Origin of the sequence: Mariniflexile fucanivorans, assembly GCF_004341235.1 — a bacterium.
Taxonomy (GTDB): domain Bacteria; phylum Bacteroidota; class Bacteroidia; order Flavobacteriales; family Flavobacteriaceae; genus Mariniflexile; species Mariniflexile fucanivorans.
In genome coordinates this window covers 72847-89976 of record NZ_SLUP01000002.1, presented here as the reverse complement: position 1 = coordinate 89976, position 17130 = coordinate 72847, and the positions used below count along the sequence as shown (strand labels likewise).

Annotated in this window: 15 protein-coding genes; 11 read left to right on the top strand and 4 right to left on the bottom strand. The window is 31.2% G+C overall.

Annotated features, from left to right (window positions below):
* Nucleotides 1-1026: 1026 nt before the first annotated feature.
* From EV196_RS03870 to EV196_RS03845, 6 genes are all read left to right on the top strand, one after another.
* Nucleotides 1027-3564: a PAS domain-containing sensor histidine kinase gene (locus tag EV196_RS03870; protein ID WP_132215120.1), complete on the top strand. Its 2538-nt coding sequence runs from the start codon at nucleotides 1027-1029 to the stop codon at nucleotides 3562-3564.
* The gene (locus EV196_RS03865) at nucleotides 3557-4570 is read left to right on the top strand and encodes a helix-turn-helix domain-containing protein (RefSeq protein WP_132215118.1); all 1014 of its coding nucleotides are present in this window, start codon (nucleotides 3557-3559) and stop codon (nucleotides 4568-4570) included. The genes EV196_RS03870 and EV196_RS03865 overlap by 8 nt, the downstream gene beginning before the upstream one ends.
* 111 nt (nucleotides 4571-4681) lie before the next feature.
* On the top strand, nucleotides 4682-5080 hold the full coding sequence (locus EV196_RS03860; protein ID WP_132215116.1) for a response regulator: 399 nt from the start codon (nucleotides 4682-4684) through the stop codon (nucleotides 5078-5080).
* A 475-nt stretch (nucleotides 5081-5555) separates the two neighbouring features.
* Entirely contained in the window at nucleotides 5556-6005 is a 450-nt protein-coding gene (locus EV196_RS03855) for a ferritin-like domain-containing protein (RefSeq protein WP_132215114.1), read from the top strand.
* A gap of 162 nt (nucleotides 6006-6167) precedes the next feature.
* Nucleotides 6168-7451 (top strand): putative DNA modification/repair radical SAM protein, encoded by a 1284-nt coding sequence (locus EV196_RS03850; protein ID WP_132215112.1) that lies wholly within the window; start codon nucleotides 6168-6170, stop codon nucleotides 7449-7451.
* Nucleotides 7429-8196: a TIGR03915 family putative DNA repair protein gene (locus EV196_RS03845; protein WP_132215110.1), complete on the top strand. Its 768-nt coding sequence runs from the start codon at nucleotides 7429-7431 to the stop codon at nucleotides 8194-8196. Before EV196_RS03850 ends, EV196_RS03845 begins: the two co-directional genes overlap by 23 nt.
* Nucleotides 8197-8374: 178 nt before the next feature.
* Here EV196_RS03845 and EV196_RS03840 read toward each other — a convergent pair whose 3' ends face one another.
* Nucleotides 8375-8584, bottom strand: a complete 210-nt coding sequence (locus tag EV196_RS03840; protein ID WP_243652172.1) for a hypothetical protein — start codon at nucleotides 8582-8584, stop codon at nucleotides 8375-8377.
* A 299-nt stretch (nucleotides 8585-8883) separates the two neighbouring features.
* On the opposite strand from EV196_RS03840, the gene EV196_RS03835 reads away from it, so the two are divergent.
* The 5 genes from EV196_RS03835 to EV196_RS03815 all read left to right on the top strand — a co-directional run bounded on the left by EV196_RS03835 (nucleotide 8884) and on the right by EV196_RS03815 (nucleotide 15385).
* The gene (locus EV196_RS03835; protein ID WP_132215105.1) at nucleotides 8884-9903 is read left to right on the top strand and encodes a ligase-associated DNA damage response exonuclease; all 1020 of its coding nucleotides are present in this window, start codon (nucleotides 8884-8886) and stop codon (nucleotides 9901-9903) included.
* 24 nt (nucleotides 9904-9927) lie between these two features.
* Nucleotides 9928-11529 carry an ATP-dependent DNA ligase gene (locus EV196_RS03830; RefSeq protein ID WP_132215103.1) on the top strand — a complete coding sequence of 534 codons (1602 nt, stop codon included), beginning with the start codon at nucleotides 9928-9930 and terminating at the stop codon, nucleotides 11527-11529.
* A 9-nt stretch (nucleotides 11530-11538) separates the two neighbouring features.
* Complete coding sequence (locus tag EV196_RS03825) at nucleotides 11539-14001, top strand: ligase-associated DNA damage response DEXH box helicase (protein WP_132215101.1); 2463 nt, start codon at nucleotides 11539-11541, stop codon at nucleotides 13999-14001.
* A 5-nt stretch (nucleotides 14002-14006) separates the two neighbouring features.
* The gene (gene pdeM, locus EV196_RS03820) at nucleotides 14007-14642 is read left to right on the top strand and encodes a ligase-associated DNA damage response endonuclease PdeM (RefSeq protein ID WP_132215099.1); all 636 of its coding nucleotides are present in this window, start codon (nucleotides 14007-14009) and stop codon (nucleotides 14640-14642) included.
* Between the two features lie 140 nt (nucleotides 14643-14782).
* Entirely contained in the window at nucleotides 14783-15385 is a 603-nt protein-coding gene (locus tag EV196_RS03815) for an alpha-ketoglutarate-dependent dioxygenase AlkB family protein (protein WP_132215097.1), read from the top strand.
* 52 nt (nucleotides 15386-15437) lie between these two features.
* On the opposite strand, the gene EV196_RS03810 is transcribed toward EV196_RS03815, so the two are convergent.
* From EV196_RS03810 to EV196_RS03800, 3 genes are all read right to left on the bottom strand, one after another.
* Complete coding sequence (locus EV196_RS03810; RefSeq protein ID WP_243652171.1) at nucleotides 15438-15695, bottom strand: SemiSWEET family sugar transporter; 258 nt, start codon at nucleotides 15693-15695, stop codon at nucleotides 15438-15440.
* 77 nt (nucleotides 15696-15772) lie between these two features.
* Nucleotides 15773-16222 carry a hypothetical protein gene (locus tag EV196_RS03805; RefSeq protein ID WP_132215093.1) on the bottom strand — a complete coding sequence of 150 codons (450 nt, stop codon included), beginning with the start codon at nucleotides 16220-16222 and terminating at the stop codon, nucleotides 15773-15775.
* Nucleotides 16223-16364: 142 nt separating this feature from the next.
* Nucleotides 16365-17051 (bottom strand): type 1 glutamine amidotransferase domain-containing protein, encoded by a 687-nt coding sequence (locus tag EV196_RS03800; RefSeq protein ID WP_132215091.1) that lies wholly within the window; start codon nucleotides 17049-17051, stop codon nucleotides 16365-16367.
* Between the last annotated feature and the right edge of the window lie 79 nt (nucleotides 17052-17130).

The window sequence follows — 17130 nt, the reverse complement described above, 5'->3', positions numbered from 1 at the left end:
CTTTAATACAATTCTAACAGCTTAAATACTAATTTTAGAACTATACCAAACTGTTTTTTAACAGAAGCTAATGAATCAGCTGAGTTTAGAAGAAGATTTTAGTGGTACCTGATTTGCCCTTTTTTATAGTTAAGTGCCGAATTAAGTACCTCTTTTTAATTATTATTTGATATAAATAAGTGTTGGCTTTGTTTTAATTAAAATGACTAGAATAATTTTATATTATCTGTTAAGTTCATAACCCGAAGGTTACTGGTTCGAGTCCAGTTCCCGCTACTAGAAAAATCGAGGCTGTCTGAAAAGTGTCATTCTGTGTCATATTGAGCCTGTCGAAATATATTAACTTACTGATAATCAATATCAGTTTCGACAATCTCAACCTGACGAAGTAAATATAATACACTTTTCAGACAGGCTTTTTTGTTTCACACAGTACAGAATAAATACAGAATTTTGATATTTAACTTTTGCTAAATAGTATTTGGCTCAGTTTAATTTCATTTAGTATTTATAAGAAAGCTTATTGTTATTTTTATATCTGGTAGTTTCTTTTTCAACTTATGAATTATGAATTATGATCTCAATTCATTATTTAAATACAAATAGCTAATTATTTTTTTAAATTCTAAAATAGGTAACACAACTTTATACTCTTATCCCTCTTAAGCATCATACTAATATACAAAATATTCAACATCAGTACTATCCAGCTGTTAGTTGTCATTTGTATAGATTTTGAATTTGGTTTCTGTAAATTATCTTGAAAATAAAAGTACATTTTCACCTCCAATTTTAACCAAACCATGAGTGGTATTATTTGCAAAATATATACTGTCTTTTTTAGAGAGTCTCCTAATCCTTTATTCATGCCTTGGTTTTGCCAAATATATTTTTTAATCAAACCAAAAAATCAAAGAATGTATCAAATGTGTTGTGTTTAATATACATTTAGAAATTAAAATTTAACATTTTTATCACCATTTATTTGTAATTTTAAATGCTATTTTCAATTATATACTTTAAACTATGAATTCAATGAACCATGCCATATTACCAAAATTTTTGCCTAAGAATAGCGAAATGGCCCAAATTATTTTCGATAAAAATTGGCAGTCCCACCCCTTAGGTTTAACAGAAAATTGGCCAACGGCATTAAAACTGAATCTCAGTAATATTCTTAATACAGCGTTTCCTAAATTTTTATTATGGGGCCAAGAGTTTTATTGCTTTTATAATGATGCCTATCGCCCTAGTTTGGGTAATGATGGCAAACACCCTTTCATTTTAGGACAAAGGTTTGAAGATGCTTGGCCAGAGCTTAAAGATACCATGCTGTCTGAAGTTGAACAAGTGTTTAAAACAGGTAAACCTACATGGCATGAAAACCAGCTAGTTCCAATATTTCGAAATGGCAGAATGGAAGAGGTTTATTGGACTTTTAGTTATAGTGTTGTATTAGGTGATAATATGGATATAAATGGTGTGTTAATAACATGTATTGAAACTACCGATGCCGTTAATGTTTTAAAACAACTTAAGGAAAATGAGGATGAACTTCAATTCGCCATTAATGCAACCGATTTAGGTACTTGGGATTATGATCCATTAAAGGATAAATTGAAAACAAATGAACGTCTAAAAAGTTGGTTCGGCTTACCTCTACAAGAAGAAGTAGAATTAACCCAAGCAACCAATGCTATAATAGAAGCAGATAGGGAACGGGTTAACAATGAAATAATAAAAACATTCGTTTTTGAATCAGGTGGGAGATATGATGTTACTTATACCATTCGCAACCAAAAAAACGGAAAAGAAAGGATTGTTAGAGCTTTAGGTCGTGCTTGGTTTGACGAAAATAAAATAGCTTACCGATTTAACGGGACTTTACAAGACATCACCAGTCAACAAAAAAGTATTAATAAATTAAAATTAAGTGAAGAAAATTTTAGACGTTTAGTTAAGGAAATTCCTGTGGGTATTGCTATTATTAATGTTGAGAATTATATCGTAAAAGTAGTTAACGATATGGCCTTATTAATATGGCAAAAAACATTTGAAGAATCTCATAATAAACCTTTGTTTGAGATTTTAACCGAAATTGAAGCGACAATTACACCTATTTTTGAAGATATAATTAAAACCAAAAAACCAAGCAAAGGCATACAATACCCTTTTAAATTATCGCGCAATGGGATAATTGAAACCGCTTATTTTAATTTTATATTTAAACCTGTACTTGAAAATAATAAGGTTGTTGAAATTATGCTGGTCGCTTTTGAAGTTACAGAAACTGTTAAGGCAAAATTTGAGCTAGAACAATCTGAAAAACAATTTAAAAATTTTGTAATGCAGTCTCCTATTGCCATGGGTATTTTAAAGGGAGAAAACATGGAAATTGAAATGGCTAATAACACCCTGTTAAACCAATTTTGGCACAAACAGATGGAAGATGTCGTTGGGAAAGGGTTATTGGAAATTTTTCCAAATTTAAAGGATTCCAAATATCCCGAAATTATAAGAAATATTTTAAAAACAGGAATTCCTATATCAGAAATAGAATCTTACGCTACCCTGGAGGATGAAAATGGAATTTGGGATTTTTATGTAGATTATGATTACATACCTTTAAGGGAACTGGATGGAAGTATATCTGGAATCATGTTAACATCAACCGATGTAACAGATAGAGTAATATCAAGAAAAAAATTGGAAGAATTTTCCAAAGACCTTGAAAAACAGGTCAGTTTGCGAACCAAACAATTAAAAGTCGCTAACCTCAAACTGCAAAAATCAATACAAGCTCTTGAAAATAGAAATGTAGAACTTGAAGCCTTTGCCTATGTTTCTAGTCACGATTTACAAGAACCTTTAAGAAAGATTCAATTATTTATTTCACGTATTAATGAAAAAGAGACAGTAAATTTATCAGATAAAGGGAAGAACTATTTTAACATTATAAACAATTCTGCTGTTAGAATGAGAACTTTAATAGATGATTTATTGGCATATTCAAGAACAAATATAATTGAAGATAATTTTGAACAGGTAAATTTAAATTCAATTGTTGAAGATGTGCTTGAAAACCTCTCCACTGTTATTCAGAACTCAAAGGCCGAAATTGAATTTTCCAATTTACCTATTATAGATGCCATTCCTTTTCAAATGAATCAGGTGTTTTCAAATATACTAAGTAATGCCATTAAATTCTCAAAAATAGATTCCATTCCTAAAATCAAAATTACTTCAGAGCTTGCTACAACAAAAGAACTTAAAAATTTGAAACTTAAGTCTACTATTATAAATTATAAAATAACCATTTCAGATAACGGCATTGGTCTGGTTAAAGGTATGGAAGGTAGAATTTTCGAAGTATTCCAAAGGGCACACAGCAAAAATGAGTATGAAGGTACAGGTATTGGTTTGGCTATTGTAAAAAAAATAATTACAAATCATGGTGGAGAAATTTATGCAAAAAACAATAATGACCAAGGCACCATTATTACAATTATAATCCCAAAAGAAAAACAACAAAGCAAAGCAAACGTTAGTGTGAAAAATGACTAAAATCCAAATAGAGAAAATTAATATATTTAAGGTTTTGGAAAAAATGTGCTTGCACCTTAATGGGCATTATACCCAAGATGTTGGTGAAGGCACTATGGTATTAAATAATGAAAACGGAAAGGGAACTATAAGTGCTTTCGAGTTTATAGGAGGCATATCATGTTTGGCTTATAATATCACATTTACTAACGAGCATATTTTTGAAATTGAGGAATATGAAGATAGGCATCTATACTTTAACTATATTTTGGAAGGCTATTTTCAATATAGAATTGGAGAACATGCTAATTTTAAAAAGGTAAACAAATTACAAAACATGATTGCGCTTGCCCATCCAGAACATATAACTTATATAAAGCTTCCTAAAAATGTTAAACTTCGCTATTTAGCTATAAATATTGATTACACCTGTAGTAACATAAGGTTTGAAAAACCTCTTATGATTTTAAAGAATAATTTAAAAAATGACATTTCAGAGAACCAAAACGCATCATATGTACAGTTTAATTATTTGGACTACAGTATTTTAGAATCAGTTGAAGAATATTATAAACTTAATGCAACTGGAATGTTAAGAAGTTTATTAATAGAATCTATTGTAATACGTATTCTTGGTTATCAATTAGAAGAGTATACAGGTCATTTAAATAGTAAATTTTTATCAAACATATCTCAGAAAGATCAAAGTAAAATATTACTCACCATTCATTTTATTGAAGATAATATTTCTAAAAAAATGTCATTGAAGAAACTTGCCGAAATGAGCGGCATGAGCGACAAACAATTTCAACGCTATTTCAAGAAAAATTTTAACAAATCGCCCATTCAGTTTATTACAGATTTAAAACTTGATAAAAGTCGGGAATTGTTATTAAATTCGGATTTTAATATCGCAGAAATAGCCGATAATTTAGGTTTTGCCAACCCGAGTTACTTTGCTAAAATATTTAAAAGAAAGTATCATTTAACTCCAAAAGCATACCAAAAAACCTATAAAATTATTTAATTTGTCTTTAAAATGCTATAAATAGTCTTTTTTGTGGCAATTTTTTTATTAAAATTATCTTAACTTTACGTACCCCATTTCTGCTTCAATTATAAATTATAACATATTACGATGAAAAATATTAAGATCATTCTTGTAGATGACGATGAGGATGACCGTATGTTGTTTACAGAAGCATTTGAAGAATTAAAATTAAATGCCAATCTTTTTGTTTTTGAGAATGGCAATAAATTATTAAATTTTTTAAAAGAAGTAGACGATTATATGGGCACACATATTTTTCTAGATTTAAATATGCCTGTTATTTCAGGAATGGAATGTCTAAAAAAAATTAGAGAATTTACAGATAGAAATATTCCATTAGTTACCATTTATTCTACATCGTCGGCACAGGCAGACATTGAAGAAGCTTACAAGTTAGGAGCCAATGGTTATTTAATAAAACCAAGTTCTTATTCTATACTAAAAGAATCACTTGAAAAATCGATTTTAGAAGGAATTTCAAATTAAATATCTTTTTTGCAGTACTCTAATAATAATTACTCCTAAAATTTAAGAGACATTTCACTTCAATGCTTAAATTTTATCAAAACATTAAAATTATATAATACAATCGTAAAATTGTATAAGGCCTACTTTCTACACTTTCTTCAAATTTGTAAATATTAATTTATAATAATTTGAGCGTTTTATATACTTGAAAATATAAAGTAATATATAGGTAAAATTTATATATATCTTTTATTGATGGTCATTTTTCATGAAACATTTAAAGTTATTACCAAATTTTGAAATCATGATATTTAATTTAATAACAGGAATTTTGTTGGGGTGTTTAATTTATTCATCAGCAAAATTTGTTTTTGAAAAAATTCACAGTCGTAAAAGACATTAAAAATATATACACCTAATTTTTATTGGAGTGAAGGATGTAATACATTGGGCATCCCTAAAAAAACCATTGATAATATAAATACATATAATTATGAATAATTACACAGAAAATATAAGTGATAAATTAAACGACTTATTAGAGAAAACTTATGATGCCGAAAAAGGCTTTAATACAGCTTCAGAAAACACAGAACATGCAGCTTTAAAAAGATATTTTGAAAGAAAATCTAAAGAGCGCTATGATTTTGGGCACGAATTAAAAAGTGAGATAAAATCTTTTGGCGGTCATGTAGATAAAGGAGGAAGTGCAACAGGAACTGCACACAGAACCTGGATGAATGTTAAAGCGTTTTTCTCCATCGATAATGATGAATCTATGTTGGAAGAAGCCATTACAGGCGAAAAAGCAGCATTAGATGAATATGAAGATGTGCTGAGTGAAACCGATTTGCCATCGAGTACGCATTCCCTATTGGTTAAACAAAAAAACACCATTGAAGCCGATTTAAATACCATTAAAAGATTGGAAGATTTAAAATAAATAGTCTTTAAATAGTTTTTTATAAAAAGCGCACCATTTGGTGCGCTTTTAACATTATTAATAATATACTACTTAGTTTTTTATATAATTTAACATATTAAGCTGCGTTTTAATACAAGTCAAAATTACTTAAAAACTATCTTTGTAAAAAGGACAAATTGCATGAATTATGAACGTATAAAAGAAAAACTTGAGATTTTGGCAGATGCTGCTAAATATGATGTGTCTTGTTCTTCAAGCGGCAGCAATAGAAAAAACAATAATAAAGGCCTTGGTAATGCCGCCCCTTCAGGAATTTGCCATACTTATACCCAAGATGGCAGGTGCGTTTCCTTATTAAAAATACTTCTAACCAACCATTGTATTTATGATTGTGCTTATTGTGTTACACGTAAAAGTAATGATATAAAACGTGTTGCCTTTACCGTAAGAGAAGTGGTAGATTTAACCATGAATTTTTACCGTCGTAATTATATTGAAGGCTTATTTTTAAGTTCTGGTATATTCAAAAATGCCGATTTTACCATGGAGCGTTTGGTAAGAGTTGCAAAATTGTTACGTTTAGAAGAAAACTTCAATGGCTATATTCATTTAAAAACTATTCCAGGTGCTTCTGATGAATTGATGCAAGAAGCTGGATTATATGCAGATAGGTTGAGCGTTAATTTAGAAATTCCCACACAATCGGGATTAAAATTATTAGCGCCCGAGAAAGACCATCAGCAAATGATGAAACCTATGGGTTTCGTTAAAAATAAATTGATTGAGTATAAAAGCGAACGAAAAATTATCAAACATGTTCCCAAATTTGCACCGGCGGGACAAACCACACAAATGATTATTGGAGCAACCAATGAAAACGATTTTCAAATAATTAAGGTGGCTGATCATTTTTATAGAAATTTTAATCTAAAACGGGTTTATTATTCGGGGTATGTTCCAGTTTTGAGTGATTCCCGATTGCCATCAATTGGAACACAAGTACCCATGGTTAGGGAGAATAGATTATATCAGGCGGATTGGTTAATGCGATTTTATGGTTTTAAAGCCGATGAAATTTTAGATAAAAACAATCCTTTTTTAGATTTAGAAGTAGATCCTAAAATGGCTTGGGCACTACGAAACATTCATGAATTTCCTGTTGATATTCAATCGGCATCTTTAGAAATGATTTTAAGAATTCCGGGAGTTGGAACCAAATCGGCTTACAAAATTTTACAAGCTCGAAAGTTTCAAAATTTAAGCTTAGAGCATTTATCTAAAATAGGGGTAAGTATCAATAGAGCAAAATATTTTATTGACACGCGTTCCATAAATAAAAATTTAAGATTTTTAAACCGATTGAACTTTAGGGAGTTACTTATAAATCAAACAAAAAGTAAATTCGATAATCCTTTCAACCCACAACTTTCCTTATTTGATAATGACGCTTTTAGTTTACGATAACACATTTGAAGGATTTCTAACAGCCATCTTCGAGATTTATGAATATAAGTATATTCAACCGAAAATTGTTAAAGATAAAAACCATACGTTATCACTTTTAGATGAAACTATTGATGTTTTTACAGATGAGAAAAAAGCCAATAGAGTTTTATTGAAAATTGAAAAATCTATAGGTAAAATAGGTGTTAAGATTTTATTATATAGTTTTTTATCTGAAGACATAAATTTAGAAAAATATCTATTTGAGGTTATTAAGTATATACTTGAATTTCCGGACAAGAATGTCATTAATAATTTTTCAAACCCAAATGTGATGCAAGTGCATAAGCTTTCAAGGAGTGTTGCTAGGGAAAAACATAGAATGGAAGCGTTTGTAAGGTTTGAAGAATTATTAAATGGAATATATTTTTCCAAAATCGCTCCAGATTTTGATGTATTAATGCTCATTTTAAATCATTTTAAAAATAGATATCAAGATCAGGAATGGATAATTTACGATATTAAAAGAAATTATGGTTTATATTATAATTTGCAAAAAGTAGACATTATTACTCTAGATATTGAGTTAAATAATATTAAAACGAACCAAGATTTACTTTCAGATGAGGAATTGAAATATCAAAATTTATGGAAAGAATATTTCGATCATACCAACATAACAGAAAGGAAAAACATGAAACTTCATGTGCAGCATCTACCAAAAAGGTATTGGAAATATTTAACCGAAAAAAGAGATATTAAATAAAAATCTTACCGTTGTGTAATTATTTTAAAAAGTCCAATTTCTACTAATTGTCACATGGAGTTTGTCCAAATGTTTTTGATATTAGGTCTTTGACAAGCTCAGACTGACATCTAGGTTCTAATTGGTTTATGAATTTCAAATAAAACTGATTTTCATAATTTACACCCAACAGGTTAATCTATTTATCATCTTCCTTTCTATTTTCATCAAAATTGTTTTTTCGTAAATTCATCCCATAAGTATAATTAGTACTTAAAATCACATCATTACAATCAAAATGCTTAATAACACCATTGTGCTGCAGTGCAACCACCCAACACGTATTTTGGTGCATGCCATAATCTATTATAAATAGGGCTTGACCTACTCCTAATGGGGTGTTAACCATAATACTAGGGTTTAATTGTAAGATCATTGTTGTAATTAATTAGGTTCAATTTAATCTTAATTTATACCTTTAAAATAAATTTTGCATCTATTTTAAGCATTGTTCAATTAATCAAAATGATACTTACAAATTTTACATTTTTGGGAAAGATTATGTTACAATATTATTCGAATCTTTTATATAACTTCAATTTTCGAAATGGTGTTTAAATGGTAATATAAATACAAATTCAAATAATCATGTAAATTATCTCTATTAAGTTTAACTAAATTTAGGGTTAAATTATAAATTGTAATTATATGATACCTCTTTTGGCTTTTAATGATAATGGCATTTACTGTGAACAAGCCAATGTATACCTAGATCCTTGGAAACCAGTAAAGAATGCAATTATAACGCATGGGCATGCCGATCATTCCAGGTGGGGACATCAAAACTACATGACCCATATCTCCAACGTACCAATAATCAAACACCGCTTGGGTGATATTAATGTAACGGGTAAAGAATGGAATGAAAGTTTTACAATAAATAATGTAAAGTTTTCATTGCATCCAGCCGGTCATATTATTGGTAGTTCGCAAATTAGGGTAGAATACAAAGGTGAGGTTTGGGTATTTACAGGCGATTATAAAACGGAAGATGATGGTGTTTCCGTGCCTTATGAAGTGGTAAAATGCAACACCTTTATTACGGAATGTACCTTTGGGTTGCCCGCCTTTAAATGGACACCTCAAGCAGAAGTTATGTGTAATATAAATAACTGGTGGGCAGAAAACAAAGCAGATAAAAAAACGTCCATTCTTTTTGGGTATTCCTTAGGAAAAGCACAACGCCTATTAAAACATTTAGATGCCAATATAGGCACTATTTATACGCACGGTGCCATTGAAAATATGACCAATATAATTAGGCCAATGGTTGAACTTCCACCAACTACATTAATAACAAGGGAAACGAAAAAAGAAGATTTATTAGGGAATATTGTTTTAGCACCACCAAGCGCCCATGGTAGTACTTGGATACGGAAAATGACACCTTTTGTTACCGGGACTGCAAGTGGTTGGATGGCCTTTAGAGGTGCCAGAAGACGACGTGCCATCGATAAAGGTTTTGTTTTAAGCGACCATTGCGATTGGTTTGCATTGTTGGAAAGTATTAAAGCAACCGGTGCCGAAAAAATTATTTGCACGCATGGATACACCGAAGTGTTTTCAAGATATTTAAGAGAATTAGGTTATGATGCTAGAACTGAAAAGACACAATATGAAGGTGAATTAACTGAAAATGAAAAAGTAGCCGATTCTGAAATTATCTAGTTGCAATCATCAAAATAATTATGAATGAAAAATTTTGCCACTTTAATAAAACAATTAGATAGCTCAAACAAGACTTCAGTGAAAGTGGAAGCGTTGACGGCCTATTTTTGTACCGCTTCACCTGAAGATAAAGTTTGGACTATTGCCATCCTTTCCCATAGAAGACCTCCACGACCTGTTAATACAACTTTATTAAGAATTTGGGCGAACGAGCTAGCCAATATTCCCATGTGGTTATTTGAAGAAAGTTATCATATAGTGGGCGATTTGGCAGAAACCATTGCATTAATCATTCCAGCGTCCAATCAGCATTCAGATAAAAGTTTATCGGAATTCCTTCAAGAAATCATTCAACTTAAGAAAAAGACTGATGATGAAAAACGAAGTTACTTGCAAAAAAACTGGCTCACTTTAAATTATTATGAACGCTTCGTTTTTACAAAATTAATTACAGGTAGTTTCAGGATTGGCGTGAGTCAAAAATTAATGACTCGTGCTTTAGCTAAAGCAGAAAATCTAGATGAAGATATTTTGGCATATAAACTTATGGGGAATTGGGACCCCAATAAAATAAGTTTTCAGGAATTGGTTTTAGATGAAAAAAGCAGCGATTATTTATCAAAACCCTATCCTTTTTATTTGGCGTATCCTATTGATGGTGAGGTATCAAACCTTGGTAATGTGGAGGATTGGGCTGTTGAACATAAATGGGATGGCATCCGTTCGCAAACTATTATTCGCGATAATCAGCTATTTGTTTGGTCCAGAGGCGAGGAATTGGTAACCGATAAATATCCTGAATTTCAATCCTTTATACACGTCATTCCATCTGGAACGGTGATAGACGCAGAAATTTTGGTTTTTGCAAATAACAACATTGGAACTTTTAACGATTTGCAAGCCAGAATTGGACGTAAAACAGTTTCGGCCAATTTATTGAAAAACAATCCAGTTATTTTAAAAGCGTATGATTTATTGGAATGGCAAGGAGAGGATATTCGAAACCAACCTTACGAACATCGCAGACTTTTACTGGAAGCATTATACAAAAACATTCAACATCATAATATCCCCTTTCATTTATCCGAAAGAAAAACATGCAACTCATGGCAAGAAGTTGAAAATGAACGTATGTTGGCAAGAGAGATGCGAAGTGAAGGCTTAATGCTGAAAAGAAAAGATTCAACCTATCAAGTAGGAAGAAAAAAAGGCAGTTGGTGGAAATGGAAATTAGAACCACTTGTTATTGATGCAGTGCTTACTTATGCCATGAGAGGAAGTGGACGACGCACCAATTTATTTACCGATTATACATTCGCATTGTGGCAGAATAACGAAAATGGCGAACGCGAATTGGTAACTTTTGCAAAAGCATATTCTGGTTTAACCGATGCTGAATTTAGAAAAGTAGATAATTTTATAAAGAAAAACACCATTGATAAATTCGGCCCCGTAAGAAGTGTAAAACCACAACTGGTTTTTGAAATTGGTTTTGAAGGCATTTCATTATCCAAAAGGCATAAAAGTGGTATCGCCACGCGCTTCCCCAGAATTATGCGTTGGAGACAAGATAAAAAAATAGAAGAGGCAAACACCATAGATGATCTTAAAGACATGATTGTATAACATAAATTAATGAACAATAAAGAATTATTTAAAATAGCCGAAAATTGGTTTTCTGAACAAAACTGGAAACCTTTTCCTTTTCAAAAACATACTTGGAAGGCTTTTTTGCAAGGGAAAAATGGATTGCTTAATGCACCAACGGGCAGTGGAAAAACCTATGCGCTTTGGTTTCCTATAATTCTAAGTTATATTAAAGAAAATCCTGAGTATAAAACAAAACATAAATCGGGTTTAAAAGCTATATGGATAACCCCATTAAGGGCGCTTTCTGTTGAAATAAAACAAGCTGCCGAAAAATTAGCATCCGATCTTGGTACACAGTTAACCGTTGGTATTAGATCGGGAGATACTTCCGCTAGTGAAAGGGCAAGACAAAAGAAAAAAATGCCCGACCTGTTAATTACAACTCCCGAAAGTTTGCAGTTATTACTGGCAACAAAGGATTATTCCAAAATTTTCGCTAATTGCAACGCCATTGTGGTAGATGAATGGCACGAATTGTTAGGTACAAAACGAGGTGTTCAAATGGAGTTGGCGCTGTCAAGATTGAAAACAATAAACCCAAAAGTACTAATTTGGGGCATTTCTGCCACTATCGGAAATCTTGAATTGGCTCAGGAAGTTTTGTTGGGAACTTATCAAAATACATTGAAAAACTCTGTATTAATTAAGGCATCAATCAACAAAAAAATAACGGTAAAATCTATCATTCCAGAAAAAATAGAAACCTATCCGTGGCGCGGGCATATGGGCTTGCATCTTATTGATGAAGTGGCGCAAATCATAAGAAACAGTAGAACTACTTTAATTTTCACCAACACGAGATCGCAATGTGAATTATGGTTTCAAACCTTATTAGATAAATATCCAGAATTTGCAGGAGATATGGCCATGCACCATGGAAGTATTGCACGAGAAACACGCACTTGGGTCGAAAATGCCATTAGAAATGAAGATTTAAAAGTGGTGGTCTGTACTTCTAGTTTAGATTTGGGAGTGGATTTTGCACCTGTAGAAACTATTGTTCAAGTAGGAGGTCCAAAAGGTGTCGCACGTTTTTTGCAACGTGCAGGAAGAAGCGGCCACCAACCTGGTAAAGAAAGTGTCATTTATTTTTTGGCCACACATGCCATGGAATTAATTGAAGCTTCAGCCTTAAAAAAAGCGGCGGCTAACACTATTGTGGAAGACAGAGTTCCTTATTTGGACAGCTACGATGTATTAATTCAATATTTAAATACCTTGGCCGTATCTGATGGATTTTTTCCAGCAGACATTTTTAAAGAAGTAAAAACAACATTTTGCTACCAAAATTTAACCCCTGAAAAATGGCAATGGATTTTAAATTTCATTACACAAGGAAGCCAAAGCTTACAACATTATGACGAATACAAAAAAGTTGAAATAGAAGAAAATGGGCTATTTAAAATCAATAGTAGAAAAATTGCCATGCAGCATCGTATGCAAATTGGAACTATTGTGGGCGATGCTGTATTACATGTTAAGTTTTTAAAAGGCAGTTATATTGGTTCCATAGAAGAATGGTTTATTTCAAAACTGGAACGTGGTGATACGTTTATTTTCGCAGGAAAAAAATTGGAGTTTTTTGCTATAAAAGATATGAAAGTGCTTGTTAGAAAAGCAAATATTAAAAAAGCAGCAAAAACGGTGAGTTGGATGGGAGGGCGGATGACTTTTTCTGCTCAAATGAGTCAATTGTTAAGAGAGGAATTGTATCTATTGGAAAAAAATATCAATTCAATCGAAGCAAAAGCATTGCAGCCCATTTTTATTCGGCAGAAAAAAGAAAGTATCGTACCAAATTCCAATCAGTTTTTAATAGAAACGTTTAAAACACGAGAAGGGTTTCATGCGGTTTTTTATCCTTTTGAAGGACGCTTTGTACATGAAGCATTAGCGAGTGTTTTATCTTATAGAATAAGTTTATTGTCTCCCATCACTTTTTCTTTGGCATACAATGATTATGGTTTTGAATTGCTCTCAGACCAAGAAATTGATATTCAAGCGGTATTGGATAACGATTTGTTTTCGACGTCTTATATTCACGACGATTTGCAAAAAAGCCTGAATGCAACCGAAATGGCTAGAAGAAAATTTAGGGATATTGCTGTTATTTCTGGATTGGTTTTTACAGGCATGCCGGGGAAACCTATTAAAACAAAACATTTGCAGAGCGGTTCCCAATTATTATTTGAAGTATTTAGAGATTACGAACCCGAAAATTTATTATTAAAACAAGCCTATATTGAAACTTTTGAGCATCAAATGGAAGAAGGTAGGTTAATACAAGCCTTGGAACGTATTGCAACACAAGACATTATTTTGAAAAATTGCGGGAAACCCACGCCGTTTAGTTTTCCAATTATTACGGATAGGTTGCGTGAAAAACTATCCAGTGAAACCTTGGCAGATCGTATTGCAAAAATGACTGCGAGTTATTTAAGAGAATAGATTTTATGACTATTAAAATTCAAAATCAAACATTTATATTACATCATTTTGGTGCCATTTTTTGGCAGGAGAAATCTATTTTATTGGTTTCAGATGTTCATTTTGGAAAGGTCAGCCATTTTAGGAAACATGGAATTGCAATTCCCATGGAGGCTATTTTAGAAAATTTTAAACGTATGGATACATTAATAAATGATTTCAAACCTCAAACTATTATATTTTTGGGCGATTTATTTCACAGTACCATAAATAATGAATGGGATTTATTTATGAATTGGGCCAAAACAGTACCACAAGAAATTATTTTAGTAAAAGGTAATCATGATATTCTAACAGATAATCATTTTGAAGAAATTGATATAAAAGTGGTACCAAAACTTGTTATTGATTCATTTATATTAACACATCATCCATTGGAAGTTTCAACATTATATAATTTTTGTGGACACATACATCCTGGGATAAAATTAAAAGCAAAGGGCAAACAATTTTTAAATATTCCCTGTTTTTTCAGAAAACCTAATCAAATGATTTTACCTGCTTTTGGAGAGTTCACGGGCAATTTTTATTTAAAGCCCACAAATAAGGATTTGGTGTATGGAATTACTCCGGAAAAAGTTATTGAAATCACTTTACAATAGTGTAATTTATATTTTAATAATTTAATGAATCCTTAACAATTTCCTCCAAAGTATATATATATTTATCAATGAAGAACTCTCTATAATTGTGACGTATTTTTTATACTGTGTGTGTTTTAATTTCTTAAAATAATTTTAAAATGGACTTATTTAACGATAATTTTGATAACAACATTTTACCATATGATGGAGAAGTATATTATTATGGTAGAATATTTAATTTTAAAGATTCCCAATTTTATTTTGATAAATTACTTAATAATATTGAATGGAAGAATGACCAAACACTCATTTTTGGAAAATGCCTCGTTACTAAACGCAAGGTAGCATGGTACGGTGACAAACCTTTTGAATATACCTATTCTAATAATACAAAAGTTGCCTTGTCATGGACTAAAGAACTTTTAGAACTAAAAGAAATAATAGAGAATAAAACTGGAGAAATATTTAATTCCTGTTTATTAAATCTTTATCATAGTGGAGAGGAGGGTATGGGGTTTCACAGTGATAATGAAAAGGACTTAAAAGAACATAGCGCCATAGCATCAGTAAGTTTTGGTGCTGATCGTAAATTCGTTTTTAAACACAAAATAGAAAAACAAAACTTTTCCTTAATATTGGAAAACGGAAGTTTATTGCTTATGAAAGGGGCTACGCAAACACATTGGCTACATAGGCTACCTCCAACAAAAAAAGTAAAAACCCCACGAATTAATTTAACATTTAGAATGATAGCATACTAAACTAGCATTGTAACATTGGAAATAAATTTTAACAGAAAGTTTTAAATTTTATTTAATCGTCTTTGTTTTGTGTTAAAACGATGCTAAGCATTATTGCATTTAAAATAAATGAAATTCCATTGGTTAAAATTATTGGTAAATCCCATTTAATTACACCATAAACAGTCCATAAACCTACCCCAATACATAAAATAACAAACATTAAAGGACTCACATCCTTAACCTTTTTTGTTTTAATTGCTTTAATAATTTGTGGCAAAACTGCGATAGTTGTGAATACTCCGGCTAATATGCCAACAATTTCTTCCATTGTAATCTTGCTGTAGAGTTTTTGATTTTTTATTAATTTAAACTATTTGATATTACCGAAAAATAAATTCAACAAGCCTATCTATCGTCATTCTTATTGGCCCAATCTTTATAGTTTTCAAATTGAGAATCATCCAAAATCTCCTTCAATATATCTCTCTCTTTTTCAATTCTCTCGTTTGCAGATAATTTATCATATTGATTTTCTACATCCTCATTCCACCATTTTTTCAATGCCGTTTTATATTTTTGGATTTGATTTTGTGACATATCAAAGGTTGAAAATAATAATTTTTGTCTATTTGGGTCGTTCAAATTCCAATTTTCATTTAAACTATCCGTTTGCTTATTGATGTCATAAGTTTCGTCATTAAAGTTTCCATTATTTTCTTTATAATTCGTTGTGTTGGTCAATTCCTCATTAGTAGCGTTGGGAGTGTCTATAGTAGTGCTTTTCGAGGATTCGTTCTTGCAAGACATTAAAAACACTAGCAGTAATAAACCTAATAACTTAATTGAATTTTTCATAACTTGAATATTTAAAAATGAAAAATAAATATAGTTTATAGTATCATGCATTGTTTGCTCATATGATTTAAATATTAATCCATTAAATAATAAACGTCATAAGAAAATGAATAGATACTTAAATATTGATTTATTAAATATGTCAATTTTTTTGAAGAACCTTAATCAATGCTTTGGCAGTTGGTCCAGCAGATAGGGGATTTTGCCCTGTAATTAATAAACCATCACGTTCTACATGCGGTATAAAAGGTATGGGTGAGGAACAGTAATCGGCACCTAATTCCTTTAATTTATCTTCTAAATAGTAAGGAATATTATCAGATCTCATAGCTAACTTCTCTTCCATGTTAGAGAAGGCTGTTATGCGTTTACCCGATAGTATTTTTTTGTCTAGATGAGCTGCTTTTAGTAAGGCGGCAGGACCATGACAAACGGCTGCAATTGGTTTTTTACTTTTAATGAATTCTAAAATTAAAGATGCACAGGTTTCGTTTGATGCCAAATCGAACATGGGACCATGTCCACCGGGTAAGAAAATCGCATCGTAATCAAAACCTGTAATAGCATCCAATCGCAATGAATTCATTAAAGCTTGTTGTGCTTGCAAGTCATCTTGATAGCGTCTGTTAGAAGCGGTAATATTTTCCGTGAGTTGGCTCAAATTGTCAATAGGAGGATCTCCACCTTTTGGACTTGCAATAGTAATTTTAAAACCTGCATCTATAAATTCATAGTATGGTTCCGTAAATTCACCAATCCATAATCCTGTTTTGTTATCGGTATTGAATAAATTGCAATGAGAGGTAACTATAATTAAAATATTTTTCATAATATTTAATATAAGAGTTATGTTATTTACCCAAGGTATTTAAAATGTTGCCTCTACTTTTCAAGACGAGGTTTGTTTA